We start from the raw sequence: 20,601 nt of genomic DNA, 5'->3' as shown, positions 1-20,601 counted from the left end.
CCGACCGGCTCGGCGTTCGCCTCGGCGGTGTCGAGCACCGTTTCGGCCTTCGCCGCCGTCTTGCGGGTGCGGCGCGGCTTGGTTTCCGCGGCCTCGACCGGCTCGGCGTTCGCCTCGGCGGTGTCGGCCGTGGCCTCGGCCGTGGCCGCCGTCCTGCGGGTGCGGCGGCTCGACTCCGCGGCCGGGACCTCGGGCTCCGTGGCGACCGGGGTCTCGACGGCCACCGCGGCCTCCTCGACCGGGGACGGGGCGACGGAGGTCACCCTCTCCACCGCTTCCGGCTCCGCGGACCGACGGGTACGGCGGCGGCGCGGCTTCGCGGGGGCCTCGGCGGCGTCCACCGTGCCCTCGGCCGTGTCGACGGCGGACTCCGCCGCCTCCACGGGCTCCACCGGGCTCGCCGTGGCCACCGAAGGCGTCCCCGACGCGGCACCGCCGCGCGTGCGGCGACGACGGCGCGGGGTGCGTGCGGCCGTGCCGGCCTCCGCCTCGCCGGAGTCCTCGGTGACCGGGCCCGACTGCTGCTGAGCGGCTTCGTCCAGCGGCGTGCCGCCCCGCGTGCGGCGGCGGCGCCGCGGCGTCCGCGTGGAGCTCTCCCGCTCCTCGGAACGCGAGCCGCCGTGTGCGTCCCGGCCACCTCGACCGCCGTCCCGGCCACCGCGCCCGCGCGGTGCGCGGCCGCCCGGCTCGCCCAGGTCCTCCAGCTCCTCCGCGTCCAGCCCGGCACGCGTCCGCTCCGAGCGCGGCAGGACGCCCTTGGTGCCCGCGGGGATGCCCAGGTCCGTGAACAGGTGCGGCGAGGTGGAGTACGTCTCCGGCGGGTCGCTGAAGCCCAGGTCCAGCGCCTTGTTGATCAGCTGCCAGCGCGGGATGTCGTCCCAGTCGACCAGCGTGATCGCCGTACCCTTCGCCCCCGCACGGCCGGTGCGGCCGATGCGGTGCAGATACGTCTTCTCTTCCTCGGGGGACTGGTAGTTGATGACGTGCGTGACGCCCTCGACGTCGATGCCGCGGGCGGCGACGTCGGTGCAGACCAGCACGTCCACCTTGCCGTTGCGGAACGCGCGCAGCGCCTGCTCACGGGCACCCTGGCCGAGGTCGCCGTGGACCGCGCCGGAGGCGAAGCCGCGCTGCTTGAGCTGGTCGGCGAGGTCGGCGGCGGTGCGCTTGGTGCGGCAGAAGACCATGACCAGGCCACGGCCGTCGGCCTGCAGTATCCGCGCGACCATCTCGGGCTTGTCCATGTTGTGGGCGCGGTAGACGAACTGCGTCGTGTTCGCGACCGTCGCGCCCTCGTCGTCCGGCGTCGTGGCGCGGATGTGCGTGGGCTGCGACATGTAGCGCCGGGCCAGGCCGATCACCGCGCCCGGCATGGTGGCCGAGAACAGCATGGTCTGGCGCTTCGCCGGAAGCATGTTGATGATCTTCTCGACGTCGGGCAGGAAGCCCAGGTCGAGCATCTCGTCGGCCTCGTCGAGGACGAGCGCCCTCACGTCCTTCAGGTTCAGCTTCTTCTGGCCCGCGAGGTCGAGCAGCCGGCCCGGGGTGCCGACGATCACGTCGACGCCCTTCTTCAGGGCCTCGACCTGGGGCTCGTAGGCGCGGCCGCCGTAGATCGCCGTGACGCGCACGTTGCGCACCTTGCCGGCGGTCAGCAGGTCGTTCGTGACCTGCGTGCACAGCTCGCGGGTGGGAACGACGACCAGCGCCTGCGGGGTGTCGGTGAGGTCCTCGGGCCGCGCCCGGCCGGCCTCCACGTCCGCGGGGACGGTGACGCGCTCGAGGAGCGGGAGGCCGAAGCCCAGCGTCTTGCCGGTGCCGGTCTTGGCCTGGCCGATGACGTCCGTGCCCGTCAGGGCCACGGGGAGCGTCATCTCCTGGATGGGGAAGGGAGTCGTGATGCCGACGGCCTCCAGGGCCTCGGCCGTCTCGGGAAGGATTCCGAGCTCTCGGAACGTCGTAGTCAGGATGCTGCCTCTTCTGTGTGCGCGGTGCGAGGCGAGCGCGGGGGTCGTGTAGGGACCGTGCCGGGGACGTCGGCTGCCTCAGGGGCGGGGCCGATAGGACACGGGACCACTGCCGACGCTCGAGCGTTCGTACCGCTGAGGTGTCCCTCCGGATTCCGTACGCACTGTGCCGTACGACCGAGAAGGCTGTCGGGTCGGAGCCGATCGGGCCTCCGACCGGGCATCCTCATACATGCGGCCCGTCGAGTACGTCAGAGTGCTCAGCAGGCGCCTTACCACCATACCCCGGATTCGCGCACACGCCACGGCCGATGTGGTCACGTAGTCGTCGTCACACTGATCGGCGAGGTCCTTACGGGGTGGGGCAAGCGGGCTATTGTGCGCTTTATGACGAGCTCTGACAAGCCTGACAACGCCGCGGACACCCCCGACACCACCGCCGGAGAAACCGGCGTCGCCGCCCTGGACTGGGCGGCCGCCTCCGCCGACCCCCAGTACCGTGCAGCCGTCGTGGATCTGCTCGGCGCGCTCGCCTACGGCGAACTGGCGGCGTTCGAGCGGCTCGCGGAGGACGCCAAGCTGGCGCCCACCCTGGCGGACAAGGCGGAGCTGGCGAAGATGGCCTCGGCCGAGTTCCACCACTTCGAGCGGCTGCGCGACCGGCTCGCCGAGATCGGTGAGGAACCGACGCTCGCCATGGAGCCCTTCGTCGCCGCCTACGACGGTTTCCACAAGCAGACGGCCCCCTCCGACTGGCTGGAGGGCCTGGTCAAGGCCTATGTCGGCGACTCCATCGCCAGTGACTTCTACCGGGAGGTCGCGGCCCGGCTGGACTCCGACAGCCGCGCCCTGGTGCTGGCCGTGCTCGACGACACGGGGCACGGCGGCTTCGCCGTGGAGAAGGTGCGCGCGGCGATCGACGCGGACCCGCGCGTCGGCGGGCGGCTCGCGCTCTGGGCGCGGCGGCTGATGGGCGAGGCGCTCTCGCAGTCCCAGCGGGTGGTCGCGGACCGGGACGCCCTGTCGACGATGCTGGTGGGCGGTGTGGCGGACGGCTTCGACCTCGCCGAGGTGGGCAGGATGTTCTCCCGGATCACCGAGGCGCACACCAAGCGGATGGCTGCCCTGGGACTGGCGGCCTGAGGGCCCTCCCGACTCGCGCGGTGTCCGGATCACCCCCGGCGCCACCGACGGCGGCCGGTCAGGCGGTCGCCGATCGGCGGCGCAGTCTTCCCGCGGGGCGCAGCAGCAGCGACAGCGACGCCACGGACACGATCACCGCACCGAGCAGTATCGTCAGGAAGTTTCCGGCGTCCAGTGCGGTGTTCATGACGAAGGCGCCGGACAGCGCTCCGGCCACACCGGTCGGCAGGACCAGGGCGGGGGCGGGGAGGCGGTGCGACAGGCGGTGACACGCCGCCCACGCCAGGGTCAGGCCGAGAATCGCGGAGCTGAGCGCTTCCAAGAGCATGCTGGGGTCCCTCCCACATGGCCGGCCTGCTCGTATCGGTCCTAGCCCGTCCTACCCCTGACCTGCGGAATCCAATCCACCCCTGCGGGTGACCCGAGCTGTCGTCGCGGGGAACGCCGAAGGGCCCGGCGGTTCGCGACCGCCGGGCCCTTCGCACTGCTTCCGGTCTCGCCTACAGCGCGCCGAAGCCCACCTTGCGCGGGGCCGGCTCGCCGATCTCGACGTACGCGAGACGGTCGGCCGGGACCAGGATCTTGCGGCCGTGCTCGTCCACGAGGCTCAGCAGCTGCGACTTGCCGGCCAGCGCCTCGGCCACCACACGCTCGACCTCCTCGGCGCTCTGACCGCTCTCCAGAACGATCTCGCGGGGCGCGTGCTGCACGCCGATCTTGACCTCCACGGCTATGTCCCTCCGACGGTCAGTGAAGTGCGCGACCTTCCGCGCCGTACCAGCACACATTAGCCCGGTGAGGGGACGTACATGCCGCGCCCGGCCACGCCAGGAGCGAACAGTCCGCGGGAACAAACGCCCGCGGCGCCGTCACAGCTGCTGGTCGGTGCCGTGCAGGGGGAAGCCGGCGATGCCCCGCCAGGCCAGCGAGGTCAGCAGCTGCACCGCCTGGTCGCGCGGAACACTGCGGTCGCTGTGCAGCCAGGACCGCGCCACCACCTGGGCGAGCCCGCCCAGCCCCGAGGCCAGCAGCATCGACTCCGCCCGCGACAGCCCGGTGTCCTCGGCGATGACGTCGCAGATCGCCTCCGCGCACTCGTTGGTCACCTTGTCGACGCGCTCGCGCACGGCGGGCTCGTTCGTCAGGTCCGACTCGAACACCAGACGGAACGCGCCGCCGTCGTCCTCCACGTACGCGAAGTAGGCGTCCATGGTCGCCCGGACCCGCTGCTTGTTGTCCGTCGTCGACGCCAGCGCCTGGCGCACCGACTGGATCAGCGCCTCGCAGTGCTGGTCAAGCAGCGCCAGATAGAGGTCGAGCTTGCCGGGGAAGTGCTGGTACAGCACCGGCTTGCTGACACCGGCGCGCTCGGCGATGTCGTCCATGGCCGCCGCGTGGTAGCCCTGCGCGACGAAAACCTCCTGGGCGGCGCCCAGCAACTGGTTCCGCCGGGCACGGCGCGGCAGGCGTGTACCCCTCGGGCGTACCGCGTCCGTCTGCTCGATGGCTGTCACGCCGCCTCCCAATGTCGTCCCTGTGCGGAGTGAGCCGCGCCGCCATCGTACTTTTCGGTAACCGTGGAGTGCGCGGTGAGAGTGCAGAATTTCACGGACCGGACGGAGGCGAAAGCCGTACCGACGGTTTCAAAAGCAGTCAGAGCGGGCAAGAGTGGGCCCCTCGTCGCTCGACGGCATGGTGACGGGCGAGCTCCTCACCGGTAGTCGTCCTCGTCGAGGGAGACGACCCGGGCCTGTTCCACCAGGTCGGCCTCGCTGCCGGTGTCCGGATCGACGTCGGTCAGCGGGTCGTCGCGGTCCGGCGCGACCTCCGCCTGCTGCTCCGCCGCGTCCACCTCGGGCGCCTCGACGTCGTACTCCTGGCCCTCGGACAGCTCCTGGTCCTCCGCGAACGTCTCGGGGTCGGTCGGGTCTACGGTCATGCTGGGCTCCCTTCCTACGCATGTCCCTGGGGATGCAGGGGCCACAAACGGGTGCCCTCTTCCCGAGCCTAGGAGACACCCGATCCGGACGCCATGCGATCCGCGACCGGGACGTGACAGGGAGCGCACGCGCTGGGTCCGGCGTGCGCACGCGCTGAGTCGGGCTACGCGCGCCGGTGAGCCCGAGTGCGCACGCCGGGCCGGAGCATTCTGTGACGCCGAACACGTGAGCCAATACGTGATCGTCTCGTAACATTGCCGCATGTCTTCGCCCGAGCTGCCGTCCGTGCCGCCCGCCAACGTGGTGCCCGAGGTCGCGGACGTCAGGGTCGCCGACGGCGAGCGGATCAGGTCGGTGGAACTGCCCGGCGTCACGCTCTCGCTGCGGTCGAGGCCGCCCGCGCGGGAAGGCCTGCCCCCGGCGCTCTACGTCCACGGACTGGGCGGCTCCTCGCTGAACTGGTCGGCCCTCATGCCCCTGCTGCACGACGTCGTCGACAGCGAGGCCGTGGACCTCCCCGGCTTCGGCAACTCCCCACCGCCGGACGACGGCGACTACTCCCTCACCGCGCACGCCCGCGCGGTGATCCGTTACCTCGAGTCCGCGGGCCGGGGCCCGGTGCACCTCTTCGGCAACTCGCTGGGCGGCGCGGTCGCCACCCGGGTCGCCGCCGTGCGCCCCGATCTGGTCCGCACCCTCACCCTCGTGTCGCCGGCCCTGCCGGAGCTGCGGGTGCAGCGCACCGCCGTCCCCACGGGACTGCTGGCGCTGCCCGGGATCGCACTGCTGTTCACCCGCATCACACGGGAGTGGACGGCGGAACAGCGGGTCCGCGGGGTGCTGAAACTCTGTTACGGGGACCCCGCGCGGGTATCGCCGGAAGGGTTCCGCAACGCCGTGCACGAGATGGAGCGGCGGCTGCGGCTGCCGTACTTCTGGGACGCGATGGCGCGCTCCGCGCGCGGACTCGTCAACGCGTACACGCTCGGTGGCCAGCAAGGACTGTGGCGCCAGGCCGAGCGGGTGCTCGCGCCGACGCTGCTCGTCTACGGCGGCCGGGATCAGCTCGTGGGGTTCCGGATGGCGCAGCGCGCGGCGCGCGCCTTCCGCGACTCCCGGCTGGTGACCCTCCCGGACGCGGGACACGTGGCGATGATGGAATACCCCGAGGCCGTGGCGCTCGCCTTCCGCGAACTCCTCATGCAGGCAACGGATCCTGCCGATGAGGGGGATACTGGGCAGCCGGGGGCCGAGGGCGCTCCGGGGCCGCCCGCCGACACCGGTGGCGGTTCCACCGCAGACGACAAGAGGGGCTGAGGCGCGACGTGGGACGCCACAGCCGTCGTGGGCCCGCCCCCAAGGGCGACGCCGCGGACACCGCCGCGGCACGCACGGCCCGCGAGGGCCGGGACGGCGGCGAAGGCCGCCGGGACACCCGCGCCGCCCGGCGCCGGACGACCGCGGCCCCGCCGGCCCAGGGACCGCTCCAGCCGCCGCCGGGGCGGCCGGCCGCGGGCGGGTCCCCGGGGTACGGAACCCCGTACGGCACCCCGGCCGAGGACGTATCGCGCTTCCCGGACGGGACGCCGGCCCACGGCGTGCCGCGCCTGCCGGACGGATGGGTCCCGCAGGGCACACCGGCGCACGGCTTCCCCCGCCTGCCGGACGGAACCCCGGCGCGCGGGATGCCGCGGTTCACCGACGGGACCCCGCCTCAGAGCGTTCCGGGGCTGCCCGACGGCACGCCCGCGCGCGGGATGCCGCTGCTGCCCGACGGCACTCCCGCCCACGGTGTTCCCCGGGCCCGCGGTGGGCATCCCGAACAGCGGGAACCCGGGGGCGGCTGGGGGACGTTGCACGGCCGGACGACGGACGGGACCGGGTACGGCACACCGGCCGCCGGGCCGGGTGTACCCCTCCCGAGACAGCGGCGGGCGCCCCAGGAGGACCCGCCGGGCCCGCACGGCCCGCGCCAGGACTACGTGGACGCCTTCGGCGAGGACGTCGACCTCTTCACCCCGCGCACGACCCTCCCCGCTCCCCGCCCGTCGGACCCCGCGCACTCCGCAGGCCGCCGCGCCACCGTCACCGACCGGGACGGCGTCCCGGCCGCCGGCGCGGACGACGGTCGGGAGCCGCCGGCCGGTGAGCCCGCGCAGACCAAGGGGGGCAAGGGGCGCGCGTTCACGGGAATCGCGGCCGCCGCCGTCACCACCGTGCTGGCGGTCGTCGTGGCCGGCCAGGTCACCGAGGAGCAGGACGCCGCCGGGGCACAGGCCCGGTCCGCCGGCGAACAGACCCGTGACGTACAGGGTTCCGCCTCGCGCGGTGACGAGCGGCAAACGCCCGCCGTGCCCTCCGCCGAGCCGCTGACGTACGAGCAGAAGATGGACAGGACGTACCCGCTGGCCGCGACGGGCGCGGGCAGCGGGAAGTTCGACGCGATCCCCGGCATCGACAAGGCGCCCGGCAGGGGAGAGAAGATCACCTACCGCGTGGACGTGGAGCAGGGGCTCGGCCTCGACGGTGAACTCTTCGCCGACGCCGTGCACAAGACGCTCAACGACGACCGCAGTTGGGCGCACAACGGCGCCCGCACCTTCGAGCGCGTCCACTCCGGCCGCGTCGACTGGGTGATCACCCTCGCCAGTCCCCGGACGACCGCCGAGTGGTGTGCCAGGTCGGGCCTGGACACGACCGAGGACAACGTCTCCTGCGACTCCGCGGCCACCGACCGCGTGATGATCAACGCGTTCCGGTGGGCGCAGGGGTCCGAGACCTACGGCGACGACATCCACGCCTACCGCCAGATGCTGATCAACCACGAGATCGGCCACCGTCTCGGCTACAACCACGTCACCTGCGACAAGGACGGCGACCTCGCCCCGGTGATGCAGCAGCAGACCAAGTTCCTCGACCACGACGGGATCAGCTGCCGCCCCAACCCCTGGGCCTACCCCAACGCCTGATCATCCTCTGATCGCACCCTGACGCCCGGCGCCCCGAACGCGCCCCGCGCGGGAAGGTTACGCCCGTTCACCCCTTTTGGTGGCGTGATGGACAACCGTCCGTCGCGCCACCACCTCTTCCGCGTACGTTCGTCCCGCTGCGAGCCGCCGGGTCAACGGCGGCTCCCCACACGGGAGATCGGGGGTGCACACGTGCGCATCGGACTGCTTACGGAGGGTGGCTACCCGTATGTGGGCGGTGAGGGAGGGCTCTGGTGCGACCGCCTGGTGCGCGGACTCGACCGACACGAGTTCGACGTCTACGCGTTCAGCAGCGGCGAAGCCCAGGAGGACGCCGGCTGGGTTCCGCTGCCTCCCCAGGTCCACAGGGTGCGCACCGCGCCGCTGTGGACGGCGGAGGGCGACGGGGTGGTGTACGGCCGCCGCGCACGCCGGCGCTTCCGGGAGCACTACGGCGAACTGGCCGCCGCCCTCTGCGCCGCCGGCGACCCGGCCGCCCCGGAGGCGGACCGTTTCACCACCGCGCTCCACGGCCTGGCCGAACTCGCCCGTGACGAAGGCGGCCTGGTGTCCGCGCTCCGCTCCGAGACGGCCGTACGCGCCCTGGAGCGCGCCTGTCGTGCGCCCCGCGCCCGTCGCGCCGCGCGGGAGGCTCGCGTCCCCGACCTGCTCGCCGTCGCCGCACACCTGGAGTGCGCCCTGCGCCCCCTCTCGCTCGACTGGTACGAGACGGACGGGCTCGGCGCGGTGGACCTGTGCCACGCCGCCGCCGGAGGAGCGGCGGCCCTGCCGGGCCTGCTCGCGCACCACTTCTTCGGCATCCCGCTCCTGGTCACCGAGTACGGCGTACGCCTGCGCACGCACTACCTCACCCGCCCCGACGCCCCACCCGCGGTCCGCTCCCTGCTCGCCGCCTTCCACCGGGGGCTCGCCGCCGAGACCTACCGCCGGGCCGCGTTCATCACACCGGGCAACACCCACGCCCGCCGCTGGCAGGAGCGCTGCGGCGCCGACCGGGCCAAGCTGCGCACGGTGTACCCGGGCATGGACCCCGGGCCCTTCGCCGACGTGGGGGAGTCCCCGCAGGACGCGGACCCGCACACCCTCGTCTGGGTCGGCCGGGTGGAGCCCGCCAAGGACCTGGTCTCCCTGCTGCACGCCTTCGCGCAGGTCCGCGCGGCGGAACCGAAGTCCCGCCTGCGGATCATCGGCGGCCCGCACGGCGACGAGGGCGCCGCCTACCTCGGCCACTGCAGGGCCCTGGCCGCGCAGCTCTTCCCCGACGAGGCCGACGGCCCGCACGCGGTGGGCGACAACCCGGTGTCCTTCGAGGAACTCGGCGGCCCCGGCCTGTCCACGTCCGCCGACGCCCACGCCGCCGGGGCCGTGACCGTCCTGTCCAGCGTGGTCGAGGGATTCCCCCTGGGCCTGGTCGAGGCGATGCTCTGCGGGCGCGCGACCGTCTCCACCGACGTCGGCGCCGTCGTGGAGGCCATCGGCGGCACCGGACTCGTCGTACCACCGCGCAACCCGCGGGCGCTCGCCGAGGCATGCGTCTGCCTGCTGCGCGATCCCGAACGCCGCACGCGCCTGGGCGCCGCCGCCCGCGCCCGCGCACTCGAACTGTTCACCGTCGACCAGAACGTCGCGGCCTTCGACGGTCTCTATCTGGAGACCGTCGCCCGCACCCCGGTCCGCCACCTCGTCCTCGACGACACCGGCGACCCGCTGCCCTTCGCGGCGCCCGCCGAGGCCCACGTCCCCGGCCACTGGACGACCGACCCCGGCCCCCGCGCCGTCCCCCGGTGGGCCATGGACGCGCCGGTACCCGCGACGGAGACAGCACGATGAGCGACCTCGGCGAACTGAACCGCAGGACGTCCCACGGGGCGGCCGACCCGGTCAAGGCCCTCCTGCACCGCCACCGCGACCTGTGCCTGCGGGCCGTGGACCCCCTGGAGATCGCGGCGGGCCTGGAGGCCCACGGCATCACCGACCGCACCGCCGCCCGCTTCCGCCACCGCGACGTCTTCTCCCTGGCGGAGGAGCTCTACGCCAGGGTCGCCCGCGACGGCGACCCCTCCCACCCCGTCCCGCCCCGGGTGGTCCCCCTCGACAGGGCGACCCTCCTCCTCCCCCTCCTGCCCGGTGCCGTGTGCGCCACATCGGTGGTCGCCCTGCGGCACACCGGCGGCGGGACGCGCCTGTACGCCGCGGGGGCCTGCGTCCTCGCCCTCACCCTCGCCGTCCGCGCGGTACTGCGCCGGGGCCCGCTGAGCACCCCCGCCCACGCACCACGCCCGGCCACCGCGTCCTGGACCTGCTGGCTCATCGGCTACGCCCTCCTCGGTGACGGCCTGCTGCACCTGGCGATCACCGGCGGTCCCGACGGCCCGCCCGACGGCACCAGCGGCGGCCACTGGCCGCTCACCACCGCCCCGGTCCTGGCACTCGCCCTCGCCTGCGCGCCCGCCGCCTGGACCACCCACCTCTTCACCGCCAGCGCCTGCCGCAGGCTCTCCTCCAGCCGCGGCCTGGAGGACTTCACCGCCTCCGTGCGCCCCGTGCTGCTGGGCACGTTCGCCCTGTTCCTGCTCGCGCTGACCGCCCTGACCACCGCGGCGTCCGCGCTCCTCGACGAGCGCTCCGCCCTCCCCGGGACGCTCACGCTCGGCGCACTGCTCTTCCTGGCCCGCCTCCTCCTCGTCCACGGCTTCGCCCACGCCCCGAAGGTGATCCTCACCCTCACGGCCGGCGCCCAGGCGACGGCCCTGGCCACCGTCTTCGCCGGCCGCCTGCCCGGCTGTGGCGCCCTGTCCGCACCGGTGGAGGCCCTGACCGCCTGGCACCCGGCGGCCGTCCCGTCTCTCACCTGCGGCGTCGCCGCCCTGACCCTCCTGGTCCACGCCTGCCGGAGGCTCCCCCGGGCCTCGGCGCACCTTCCGCCGGGGCGGGCCCGGTGACCGGCCGACGCGTGGGAGCCGGCCGCAGGGCGGTTGTCCGCGCGGCGTCGCGACCCGGCGCGACGGCACCGGCCCGCGCCGGCCCCCACCCCCCGGGACAGCGGCGCCGGACGCCGCGCGGCGTGCAGTACGACCCCACCCGAAGGAGAACCCACATGACCTCCCGTTCAGCCGCTCCGCGCCACTCCGAAGGAGCCCCCCGATGAGAGTCCTGCTGATCGGAGCCAACGGCTACATCGGCCGCTTCGTCGCCGACCGCCTCCTCGCCGACCCCGCCGTCCAGCTGACCGTCCTCGGCCGGGGCGACGACGCCGACGTGCGCTTCGACCTCGCCACCGGCAGCCCCGGCGCCCTCACCCGCTTCCTCGACGCCGTCCACCCCGGCGTCGTCGTCAACTGCGCGGGCGCCACCCGGGGCGGCGCCCGCGAACTGGCCCGCCACAACACCGTCGCCGTCGCCACCGTGTGCGAGGCCCTCCGCCGCAGCGGCTGCGGTGCCCGGCTGGTGCAGATCGGCTGCGGCTCGGAGTACGGCCCCAGCCAGCCCGGCTCCTCCACCGCGGAGGACGCCGTGCCCCGACCCGGCGGCCCCTACGGGGTCAGCAAGCTCGCCGCAACCGAACTGGTCCTCGGCTCCGGCCTGGACGCCGTGGTCCTGCGGGTCTTCTCACCCGTGGGCCCCGGCACCCCCGCCGGCTCGCCCCTCGGCCGCCTCGCCGAGGCCATGCGCCGGGCCATGCAGTCCGGTGACGCAGAACTGAAGCTCGGCGGCCTGGGCGCACAACGGGACTTCGTCGACGTCCGGGACGTGGCCCGCGCCGTCCACGCCGCCTCCCTCTCCGCCGCGCAGGGCGTCATCAACATCGGCTCCGGCCGAGCGGTCCGCCTTCGTGACGCCGCCGGGATCCTCGCCCGCGTGGCCGGCTACGGCGGCTCCCTCAACGAACTCGACCACGCACCCGGGGCGCACCACGCCGCCCACATGACCCACGCGACCGGCACCCCTCACCTCAGGCCCGCCATCGGCCACCCCCGCCCCGACCCCGACCACCCCCACGCCGCCGGCTCGCCCGCCGCCTTCCCGTACCCCGACGGCTGCGGCACCTGGCAGCAGGCGGACGTCCGCACCGCCCGCGACCGCCTCGGCTGGCGTCCCCGCATCAACCTCGAGGAGTCCCTGGCCGACATCTGGATGGAGGCGGCGTGCCGTATCTGACCAGCACCAGACCCGGCACCGCGGGCACGGACGTCCGCGCCGGCTTCGGTGTCCCCGGTTGGGCACACCCCCTCCTCGCCGCCACCGAGTGGAACAGGCTCACCCGCCCCGGCACCCCCCTGCACTGGGTGGTGCTCAACGTGGCCGGCGGCCCCGGCGTCCAGCCCGACCCGCATTGCCTGGAAGCGGCCGGCCGGCTGCGGAACGCCGGTGTCCGCGTCCTCGGCCACCTCGACACCGCCTACGGTCTGCGCTCCTTCGGGGAGGTGATCGCGGACGCCCACCGCTTCCTCGACTGGTACCAGGTCGACGGCTTCCTGCTGCACCGCTGCCCGGCCGACCCCGCCGCGCTCCCCGAGGTGCGGCGCACCGTCCGCACGCTCCGGGCGATCCGCGAGGACGCCCACGTCGTCCTCGGCCACGGCACCCACCCCAGCCCCGGGTATGCCGAGCACGCCGACCAGCTGGTCACCTTCTCCGGCGGGTGGAGCGACTACCGGTGGTCGCAGGTGGCGGAGTGGACCGCCGAGCACCCGCCCGAACGCTTCTGCCACTTCGTGCACGGGGTGCCGGGGCCGCACCTGGACGAGGCCCTGCGCATCGCCCGCTGGCAGGGTGCGGCGACGATCTACTTCACCGACCACGCCCCGGGGCACCACGTCGACCCGTGGGAGCCGATGCCCGGCTACTGGGACGACATCGTCTCGCGAGTCGGGACGGGTGTCTCGGAATGAAAAAGCGCATGGCAGTGTTGAGCCGAGAACAACCGTAGTGATTGACCGACCAACGGAGTCCCCGTGTCGCTGCCACCCCTGGTCGAGCCGGCCCCCGAGCTCACCGTAGACGAGGTCCGCAGGTACTCCCGCCACCTGATCATTCCCGATGTGGGGATGGACGGGCAGAAGCGGCTGAAGAACGCCAAGGTGCTCTTTGTGGGCGCCGGCGGCCTGGGTTCCCCGGGGCTGATGTACATGGCCGCGGCGGGCGTGGGCACGCTCGGCATCGTGGAGTTCGACGAGGTCGACGAGTCCAACCTGCAGCGCCAGGTCATCCACAGCCAGGCCGACATCGGCCGCCCCAAGGCCGAGTCCGCCCGGGACACGATCAAGGGCATCAACCCGTACGTGAACGTGGTGCTGCACGAGGAACGGCTCGAGGCCGACAACGTGAAGGGCATCTTCAGCCAGTACGACCTGATCGTCGACGGCACGGACAACTTCGCGACCCGCTACCTGGTCAACGACGCCTGTGTGCTGCTGAACAAGCCGTACGTCTGGGGCTCGATCTACCGCTTCGACGGCCAGGCGTCCGTGTTCTGGTCCGAGCACGGCCCCTGCTACCGCTGCCTCTACCCGGAGCCCCCGCCCCCCGGCATGGTTCCCTCCTGCGCCGAGGGCGGCGTCCTCGGCGTGCTGTGCGCGTCCATCGGCTCCATCCAGGCCAACGAGGCCATCAAGCTGCTCGCCGGCATCGGTGAGCCCCTCGTCGGCCGCCTGATGATCTACGATGCCCTGGAGATGCAGTACCGCCAGGTCAAGGTTCGCAAGGACCCCGACTGCGCGATCTGCGGCGAGAACCCGACCGTCACCGAACTCATCGACTACGAGGCCTTCTGCGGTGTCGTGTCCGAGGAGGCCCAGGCGGCGGCCGCCGACTCGACGATCACTCCCAAGCAGCTCAAGGAGTGGATCGACGACGGCGAGAGCATCGAGCTCATCGACGTCCGCGAGCCGAACGAGTTCGAGATCGTGTCCATCCCGGGCGCCCGCCTGATCCCGAAGAACGAGTTCCTCATGGGCAACGCCCTGGAGAGCCTGCCGCAGGACAAGAAGATCGTCTTGAACTGCAAGACCGGTGTCCGCAGTGCGGAAGTCCTCGCGGTCCTGAAGGCCGCGGGCTTCGCCGACGCCGTCCACGTCGGCGGTGGCGTGATCGGCTGGGTCAACCAGATCGAACCGGCGAAGCCGGTCTACTGAGCGACGCCGGCCGGCAGGAAGACCGAGGCGGGGGCTCCGGGCACCACGGGTGCGCGGGGCCCCCGCCGTCGTCATGAGCAGACCTTGCCGTCCTCCGGCACCGTGCCGTCCAGCAGGTACGCGTTCACCGTGGAGTCGACGCAGTCGCTGCCGCTGCCGTACGCGCCGTGGCCCTCGCCCCTCCAGGTGAGGACCACGCCGACGCCCTCGCCCAGCTCGTCCGCCATCTTCCGGGCGCCCTCGTAGGGCGTGGCCGGGTCGCCGGTGTTGCCCACGACCAGGATCGGCGCGGCGCCCGGCGCGCTCACCTCCGGGGTGTCGAACTGGCCCGGAACCGGCCAGCCGTGGCACCAGCCGGCCGTGTCCCAGCCGAGGAAGGCGCCGAACACGGGCGAGATCTCCTCGAATTCGGGCAGCAGCTTCCTCGTCTCCTCGACGGTCGGCCGCTGCTTGTCGTCGAGGCACGATATGACCCGCTGCGAGTGGGTCGTGGTGCCGTAGCGCCCCGAGGCGTCGCGTTCGTTGTAACCGTCGGCCAGGGCCAGCAGTTCCGAGCCGTCGCCGTCCTCCGCCGCGTCCAGCGCGCTGGTCAGCGCGGGCCAGCCGTCCTTGCTGTACAGCGGCAGGACGATGCCGGTCAGTGCCAGCGACTGGGTCAGCTCCCGTCCGGAGGAGGACGTCGGAAGCGGCTCGGCGTCGATCCGGTCCAGCAGCTCCGCGATCTCCCGGGAGCCCCGCTCGGGGTCCCGTCCGGTGGACTTCAGGTAGTTGCCGAGGGCCGTCTGGAAGCCGCGCGTCTGGTTCTTGGCGTGCCCCACGGTGTCCGCGGTCGGGTCGACCACCGCGTCGAGCGTCAGCCGGCCGACCTTGCCGGGGAACAGGTGGGCGTAGACGCCGCCGAGTTCGGTCCCGTAGGAGATGCCGAAGTAGTTCAGCTTGTCGTCGCCGAGGACCTGCCGGATGCGGTCCATGTCACGAGCGGTGTCGGTGGTCGAGACGTGGGCCAGCAGCTCGCCCGCGGACTCCTTGCACCCCTTGCCGAAGTCGGCCGCGTCCCGGAGGTACGTCCGCTCCTCGGCCGGGGTGTCCGGGGTGCCGTCCACCGTCGACTCGGCCGCCTGGATGTCCTCGTCGTCGCGGCAGCGGACGCCCTCGCTGGCGGCCACTCCCCGCGGATCCCAGCTGACCAGGTCGTACCGCTCGTGCAGTGCGGAGACGGCGGGGGCGTAGGACGGCATCATGGAGACGCCCGAGCCGCCGGGGCCACCGAAGTTGAACAGCAGCGAGCCGAGCCGGTCGTCTCCCGTCGCCCTGGCCCGGATCAGGGCGAGCCCGATCGTCGAGCCGTCCGGCTTCGACCAGTCCAGCGGCACCTGGAGGGTGGCGCACTGCCAGTCGCCGCCCGGCGCGGGCTCGTCACCCGATGCCTTGCAGCGCCCCCAGTCGAGCGCCGACGCGCCGTCGTCCCCCTTCTTGCCGTCGTCGCCCTTCGTGCCGCCCTCCGACGAGCCGCCGCCGGTGCAGCCGGCCGTCAGCAGCGCGGCGGCGGCCGTCAGGGCCGCCCACCGTGTGAAACGGGTCATGCGCCGATTCCCCCCTCGCTTGCCGTCCGCACCGTGCCACGGATGGCGGTCGTGCCATGGTAGGCAGATTCGCCGCCCACCGTCACAGCCTGTGGAAAACGCTCTGACCTGCGGGGTTTCAATAAGTGACGCGGGAGGGCCGACGTGCCCGCTCAGGAACAGACGGTTCCGGCCGCCGGTACCTTCCCGTCCAGCAGATAGCCGTGCACCGCCCGCTGCACGCACGCGTCCCCGCTGTTGTAGGCGCCGTGTCCCTCCCCCTCGTAGGTCAGTTCCACACCGACCCCCTCACCGAGGGCCCGCGCCATCCTGCGTGTCCCCTCGTACGGCGTGGCCGGGTCGCCGGTGGTGCCGATCACCAGGATCGGGGCGGCGCCCGGGGCGCTCACGTCGGGACGGTCGGCGGCACCCGGCACCGCCCAGTCGGTGCAGCCGATCATGCCCCAGGCCAGGAAGTCGCCGAACAGAGGGGAAGCGGAACGGAATGCGGGCAGGCTCCGGCGCACGTCCTCGGGACTGTAGCGGGGCTTGGCGTCGGCGCAGTTGATGGAGGTGTTGGCCGCGAGGAGATTGCTGTACTCGCCGTTCTCCCCGCGTCCGTTCATCGAGTCGGACAGCAGCATCAGGATCGTGCCGTCACCGTCGTACGCCTGTTCCAGGCCATCGGTGAGGAACGCCCAGAAGTCCCGTGAGTAGAGGGCCTGAAGGATCCCGCCGGTCGCCGCGGTCTGCGTCAGCCGGCGCGGGAAGACCCCCGGTACGGGCGTGCTGTCCAGGTCCTTCAGCAGCCGGGCGATACGGTCCTTCACGTCCTGCGCGCTGTCCCCGACGGGGCACTCCTCGGCCTGGGAGACACAGTCCTCGGCGTAGTTGTCGAGGGCGAGCTGGAAGCCGCGGGCCTGTCCGAGCGCGCCCTGTCCGGCGGTCAGGGTGGGGTCGACGACCGCGTCGAACACCGCCCGCCCCACCTTCCGGGGGAACAGGTGGGCGTAGACGCCGCCGAGTTCGGTGCCGTAGGAGAAGCCGAAGTAGTGCAGCCGCTCGTCGCCGAGGACCTCACGCATCAGGTCCAGGTCACGGGCGGCGTCGGTGGTGCGCACATGGGGCAGGACCCGTCCGGAGTTCGCCTCGCAGGCCGCGTTGAACTCTTCGGTGCCATCGAGGAGCTCGTTCTGCTCCGCCGCGTCGTCGGGAGTGGCGTCCTGCTGGAGGAGGGCGTCCAGCCGCTGGTCGTCCTCACAGGTCACCGGTGCGCTGCGGCCGACCCCGCGGGGATCGAAGCCGACCAGGTCGTAGCGGGTGCGCAGGGTCGCGTACTTGTCGCCGAAGGCGGGCAGCGCGGTGACGCCGGAGACGCCCGGGCCGCCGAAGTTGAAGATCAGGGACCCGAGGCGGTCGCCCGCCGGGCCGCTCGACCGGGCCCGGATCAGGGCGAGGTCGATGGTGGCGCCCCCGGGGTCGTCCCAGTCGAGCGGCGCCTTCATGGTGGCGCAGGCCCACTCGCCGCGGTGGCCCGGCAGAGGGGACGGGGGAGGCCCCCCGCCCTGTGCCTGGGAGGGGGCCGGGCAGTCCTTCCAGTCGAGCCCCTGCCGGGTCACGTCCACGCCCCTGTCGTCCTCGCCGCAGCCCGCCGGCAGCGCGGGGAGCAGGACGGCGCAGGCGGTCAGGGCGGCGGCACGCAGGCGGGAGGGGCGGGGCATGCTCCCATCCTGCGGTCGCCCGGGTCGGGACGCGCGGGGCACGGTCCGTACGAGGTAGGGGCGCTCCACCGCGGCGCCCGGCCCGTACGGGGTGGGGGCCCACGCCTCTACGGGGTGGGGGCCCACGCCTCACCGGGCCGTACGCGGCGGGGCCCGCACAGCACCGGGCCGTACGCGGTACGGGACCCGCGCCTCACTGGCCGTGCGCCGCGGGGACCCCGCCGCACCGGGCCGCCCCCCGCCCCTACAAGGCGGCCTTGCGCGTGAGGTGGTTGAACGCGATCCACCCCGGCAGCACCGGAAGCCACAGCGTCAGCAGCCGGAACAGCAGCACGGCCGGTGCGGCGACCTCCTTGGGGAGGCCGACGGCGATCAGGCCGACCGTCAGGGTCGCCTCGACCGCGCCCACACCGCCGGGCGTCGGCGCCGCCGACCCCAGCGCGTTGCCGGCGAGGAAGACGACCGCGACGCCGGCGATGCTGACCGAGGTCGTCTCGTCGCCGAACGCCCGGATCGAGGCGTCCAGACACATCACGAAGCACCCCGTCAGCAGCAGCATGCCGCCGATGCCGGTGACCAGCTTCTGCGGCCGCTGGAGCACGTCGAGCATGCGGGGCACGACTCCGGCGAACAGCGAGCGCACGCGGGTGACGACGAACTTCCGCAGGAACGGCACCGACGTCACGACCAGGACCAGCACCGCCACCGTGAGCAGGCCGCCGATCACCGTGCGGGACGGTGAGAGGGAGGGCGTCTTCTCGGTCCCGGTCAGGTAGCCGAAGGCCAGCAGCATCAGGATGTGGCAGCCGAGCCCGAACAGCTGCGAGGCACCGACGCTCGCCACCGCGAGACCCGGCCGCACCCCGGCGCGCTGGAGGAAGCGCGTGTTCAGGGCGACGCCGCCCACCGCCGCGGGGGCGACGATCTTCACGAACGACCCGGCGACCTGCGCCGCCACGGTCCGCACGAAGGGCACCCGCTCCGGCACGAACCCGAGCAGGGCCATCGCCGCCGCGACGTAGCTGGCCGCCGAGAACAGCACCGCCGCGGCCACCCAGCCCCATTCCGCGTTCGCGATCAGCGGACCGAACTCGATGTGGGTGAGCTGCGTGAGCAGGAAGTACGCGCCGATCGCGCCGGCGATGACACTGATCAGCGTCCGCGGGCGCACCCGCTCCAGACGGGCCGGCTCGACCGGGGCCTGCGGCCGGATCCGCAGCACCTCGTGCCGGATCTGGGTGAGCAGGTCCTCCTCGCGCGCTTCCTCCAGCGCCTCGTCGATGGCCCGCTTCTCGGCCCGCTGCTCCGCGCGTACGGCCTTCTTGCCGGACCGGTCGGCGGCCTTGTCGGGCGGGGGCCGTTCGGCGTCGTGGGCACCGCTGGGCTCCGCGCGGGCCGTCCTGGACTGCCGGGAGGCCTCGAGGACCGCCTCGCGTTCGCGTTCGGCGCGCTCCCGGGCGAGCTTGCGCAGCGTCCCGCGCGTGGAGCGGCTCAGCGCGATGGGCTGGAGCATCGGCAGGCAGTCCGCCACGGCATCGGGGCCGAGGACGCTCAGTGCGGAGGCGACCGCGCGTTCCGCGCCCACCCTGAGGCCCAGCGTCACCAGCAGCTGGGAGACGTCCATGCGCAGCAGCAGTTCGCCGGCCGCGATCTCGCCTCCGCGCAGATCGGTGAGGATCACCGTGCCGGACGGATCCACCAGGATGGCGTCGCCCACCAGCCTGCGGTGCGCGATGCGCCGGGACTGCAGGGCCCGCACCTGGTGCCAGGTGTCGCGCAGCAGTTCGTCGGTGATCTCCTCGTCCGGGAGCGAGTCGAGTGTGCGCCCGCCGCTGTGCTCGTAGACGAGCATCACCGCGTCCGGCCCGAGTTCGGAGGTCGCGATCAGCTTGGGCGCGTTGGCGCCGGCCGCGATGGCGGCGTACGCGAGCAGCGCCTCCTGTTCCAGGGCCTGGCGCAGCGACTGCAGACTGCTGCGGGTGGCGAAGCCGCGCAGGGCGAGATTGCGCCAGGCACGGTAAAAGAATCCCTGCGCCTGCTGTTCCCGGTCGACCACCGTGACGTCCAGCGGCGGACCGTCCTCCAGGGTGACGAAGTACCGGCGCCCGCGGTCACCGGTCTCGGACGCGTCCGACGCCTCCTCGCGCGAGGCGGTCACGGGGTGGAAACCGACGGTGCGCAGGCCCGCCATCAGCGTGCGGCCGGTGGGGCGCACATTGGGGGAGCCCACCGCGTAGAGGGTCCCGTAGGCGACGGTCCACCCGATCAGCACCGTGAGGATGATCGAGAACGGGGTCGTGTACCCGGTGACGAGCATCGAGAAGGCGTCGAGCAGCAGCACCACCCACAGCACCGCGCGCCAGCGGGGTCTGCGGGACATTCCGACGGCCGTCATGTACGCGATGACGGGGGCCAGGTAGCCGTGCACCGGGTCGGTGAGGGCGTGGATGTCACCGGGGGAGGGCTGGGTGAGCGCGTCCTGGATCGAGTCGGGGGCGGCGCGCGCCACCCACAGGTCGGTGGCGAGCGTCACACCGTGCGCGAGGACGGCGGCGAGCACACCGTCGGCGATCCGCAGCCCGTCCCGTTTGATCAGCCGCTCGATGGCGAAGGCGACCGGTACCAGGAGGATCGCGATGCTGGAGGCCAGGCCCGCGATCTTGATGAGCAGGTCGGGCGCCTGTCCGGTGCCCTTGGTGATGTCCTGCTCCAGCCCCGAGGTCGTGCCGTGGGCGAACGCGGCGATCGCCAGGAGCACCACGACGGCGAGTACCCCGCCGAGGAGCCGCATGAGGTCGGACGGGCGGTGCACCCGCGCGGGGAGCAGCGGCTCGTCGCCCTCCAGCTCGTCGATGTGCGCCGTGTCGGGGTCCGTGCGGCCGGGGTCCGCGGTGTCCGGGCGCGACGAGGCGTCAGGGTTGCCCTCCGTGTCCTCGGGGTGCGCGCCCTGCTGCTTCATCGTCTCTTCTCGATCTCGTATCACCGGTCACCGCCCGCACGATGGTGGCATGCCGTATCGGCACAAGGGGGCATCAGGGTCGAAAAGCGGGGCGGCACAGTCTGCCCGAAGCGCTGCCGCGGGGCGAGTCGTACGCACACGCGTGAGCGCGCCGCGTTGTCGGTGGCGTGGGGCAGGATGGGACG

At 73.2% G+C, this 20,601-nt stretch carries 16 protein-coding genes; 8 read left to right on the top strand and 8 right to left on the bottom strand.

Going from position 1 to position 20,601, the window contains the following annotated elements; translation table 11 throughout:
- Positions 1-1,874 (bottom strand): DEAD/DEAH box helicase (locus ACZ6A9_RS01145; RefSeq protein ID WP_468976116.1); only part of this gene is annotated, 1,874 nt, incomplete at its 3' end.
- A gap of 480 nt (positions 1,875-2,354) precedes the next feature.
- Between ACZ6A9_RS01145 and ACZ6A9_RS01140 the strand changes: the two genes are divergently transcribed.
- The gene (locus ACZ6A9_RS01140) at positions 2,355-3,110 is read left to right on the top strand and encodes a ferritin-like fold-containing protein (RefSeq protein WP_468976113.1); all 756 of its coding nucleotides are present in this window, start codon (positions 2,355-2,357) and stop codon (positions 3,108-3,110) included.
- Positions 3,111-3,168: 58 nt separating this feature from the next.
- Here the strand turns inward: ACZ6A9_RS01140 and ACZ6A9_RS01135 are convergent, their stop codons facing one another.
- The 4 genes from ACZ6A9_RS01135 to ACZ6A9_RS01120 all read right to left on the bottom strand — a co-directional run bounded on the left by ACZ6A9_RS01135 (position 3,169) and on the right by ACZ6A9_RS01120 (position 5,049).
- The gene (locus ACZ6A9_RS01135) at positions 3,169-3,438 is read right to left on the bottom strand and encodes a hypothetical protein (protein ID WP_468976111.1); all 270 of its coding nucleotides are present in this window, start codon (positions 3,436-3,438) and stop codon (positions 3,169-3,171) included.
- A gap of 172 nt (positions 3,439-3,610) precedes the next feature.
- Positions 3,611-3,838, bottom strand: coding sequence for a DUF3107 domain-containing protein (locus tag ACZ6A9_RS01130; RefSeq protein ID WP_019522837.1), 228 nt, complete (start codon positions 3,836-3,838; stop codon positions 3,611-3,613).
- Between the two features lie 141 nt (positions 3,839-3,979).
- A complete protein-coding gene (locus ACZ6A9_RS01125; protein WP_468976108.1) occupies positions 3,980-4,624 on the bottom strand; it encodes a TetR/AcrR family transcriptional regulator in 645 nt (214 codons plus the stop codon).
- A 197-nt stretch (positions 4,625-4,821) separates the two neighbouring features.
- Positions 4,822-5,049, bottom strand: coding sequence for a hypothetical protein (locus tag ACZ6A9_RS01120; RefSeq protein ID WP_468976106.1), 228 nt, complete (start codon positions 5,047-5,049; stop codon positions 4,822-4,824).
- Positions 5,050-5,311: 262 nt separating this feature from the next.
- Between ACZ6A9_RS01120 and ACZ6A9_RS01115 the strand changes: the two genes are divergently transcribed.
- From ACZ6A9_RS01115 to moeZ, 7 genes are all read left to right on the top strand, one after another.
- Positions 5,312-6,367 (top strand): alpha/beta fold hydrolase, encoded by a 1,056-nt coding sequence (locus tag ACZ6A9_RS01115; protein ID WP_468976103.1) that lies wholly within the window; start codon positions 5,312-5,314, stop codon positions 6,365-6,367.
- 8 nt (positions 6,368-6,375) lie between these two features.
- On the top strand, positions 6,376-8,019 hold the full coding sequence (locus tag ACZ6A9_RS01110; protein WP_468976101.1) for a DUF3152 domain-containing protein: 1,644 nt from the start codon (positions 6,376-6,378) through the stop codon (positions 8,017-8,019).
- A 192-nt stretch (positions 8,020-8,211) separates the two neighbouring features.
- Entirely contained in the window at positions 8,212-9,870 is a 1,659-nt protein-coding gene (locus ACZ6A9_RS01105) for a DUF3492 domain-containing protein (protein WP_468976099.1), read from the top strand.
- Positions 9,867-10,982 (top strand): hypothetical protein, encoded by a 1,116-nt coding sequence (locus tag ACZ6A9_RS01100; RefSeq protein WP_468976096.1) that lies wholly within the window; start codon positions 9,867-9,869, stop codon positions 10,980-10,982. The genes ACZ6A9_RS01105 and ACZ6A9_RS01100 overlap by 4 nt, the downstream gene beginning before the upstream one ends.
- Before the next feature lie 202 nt (positions 10,983-11,184).
- Entirely contained in the window at positions 11,185-12,198 is a 1,014-nt protein-coding gene (locus ACZ6A9_RS01095) for an NAD-dependent epimerase/dehydratase (RefSeq protein WP_468976093.1), read from the top strand.
- Positions 12,186-12,932: a spherulation-specific family 4 protein gene (locus tag ACZ6A9_RS01090; RefSeq protein ID WP_468976090.1), complete on the top strand. Its 747-nt coding sequence runs from the start codon at positions 12,186-12,188 to the stop codon at positions 12,930-12,932. Before ACZ6A9_RS01095 ends, ACZ6A9_RS01090 begins: the two co-directional genes overlap by 13 nt.
- A gap of 63 nt (positions 12,933-12,995) precedes the next feature.
- Positions 12,996-14,174 (top strand): adenylyltransferase/sulfurtransferase MoeZ, encoded by a 1,179-nt coding sequence (moeZ, locus tag ACZ6A9_RS01085; protein ID WP_228969619.1) that lies wholly within the window; start codon positions 12,996-12,998, stop codon positions 14,172-14,174.
- A 71-nt stretch (positions 14,175-14,245) separates the two neighbouring features.
- On the opposite strand, the gene ACZ6A9_RS01080 is transcribed toward moeZ, so the two are convergent.
- From ACZ6A9_RS01080 to ACZ6A9_RS01070, 3 genes are all read right to left on the bottom strand, one after another.
- The gene (locus tag ACZ6A9_RS01080; protein WP_468976087.1) at positions 14,246-15,757 is read right to left on the bottom strand and encodes an alpha/beta hydrolase; all 1,512 of its coding nucleotides are present in this window, start codon (positions 15,755-15,757) and stop codon (positions 14,246-14,248) included.
- 152 nt (positions 15,758-15,909) lie between these two features.
- Positions 15,910-17,457 carry an alpha/beta hydrolase gene (locus tag ACZ6A9_RS01075; RefSeq protein WP_468976084.1) on the bottom strand — a complete coding sequence of 516 codons (1,548 nt, stop codon included), beginning with the start codon at positions 17,455-17,457 and terminating at the stop codon, positions 15,910-15,912.
- A gap of 244 nt (positions 17,458-17,701) precedes the next feature.
- Complete coding sequence (locus ACZ6A9_RS01070) at positions 17,702-20,416, bottom strand: lysylphosphatidylglycerol synthase transmembrane domain-containing protein (protein ID WP_468976081.1); 2,715 nt, start codon at positions 20,414-20,416, stop codon at positions 17,702-17,704.
- Between the last annotated feature and the right edge of the window lie 185 nt (positions 20,417-20,601).

Source organism: Streptomyces sp. NPDC041124, from assembly GCF_055592385.1.
The sequence above is the reverse complement of the archived record's forward strand: the minus strand, read 5'-3'. Positions and strand labels throughout refer to the sequence as shown.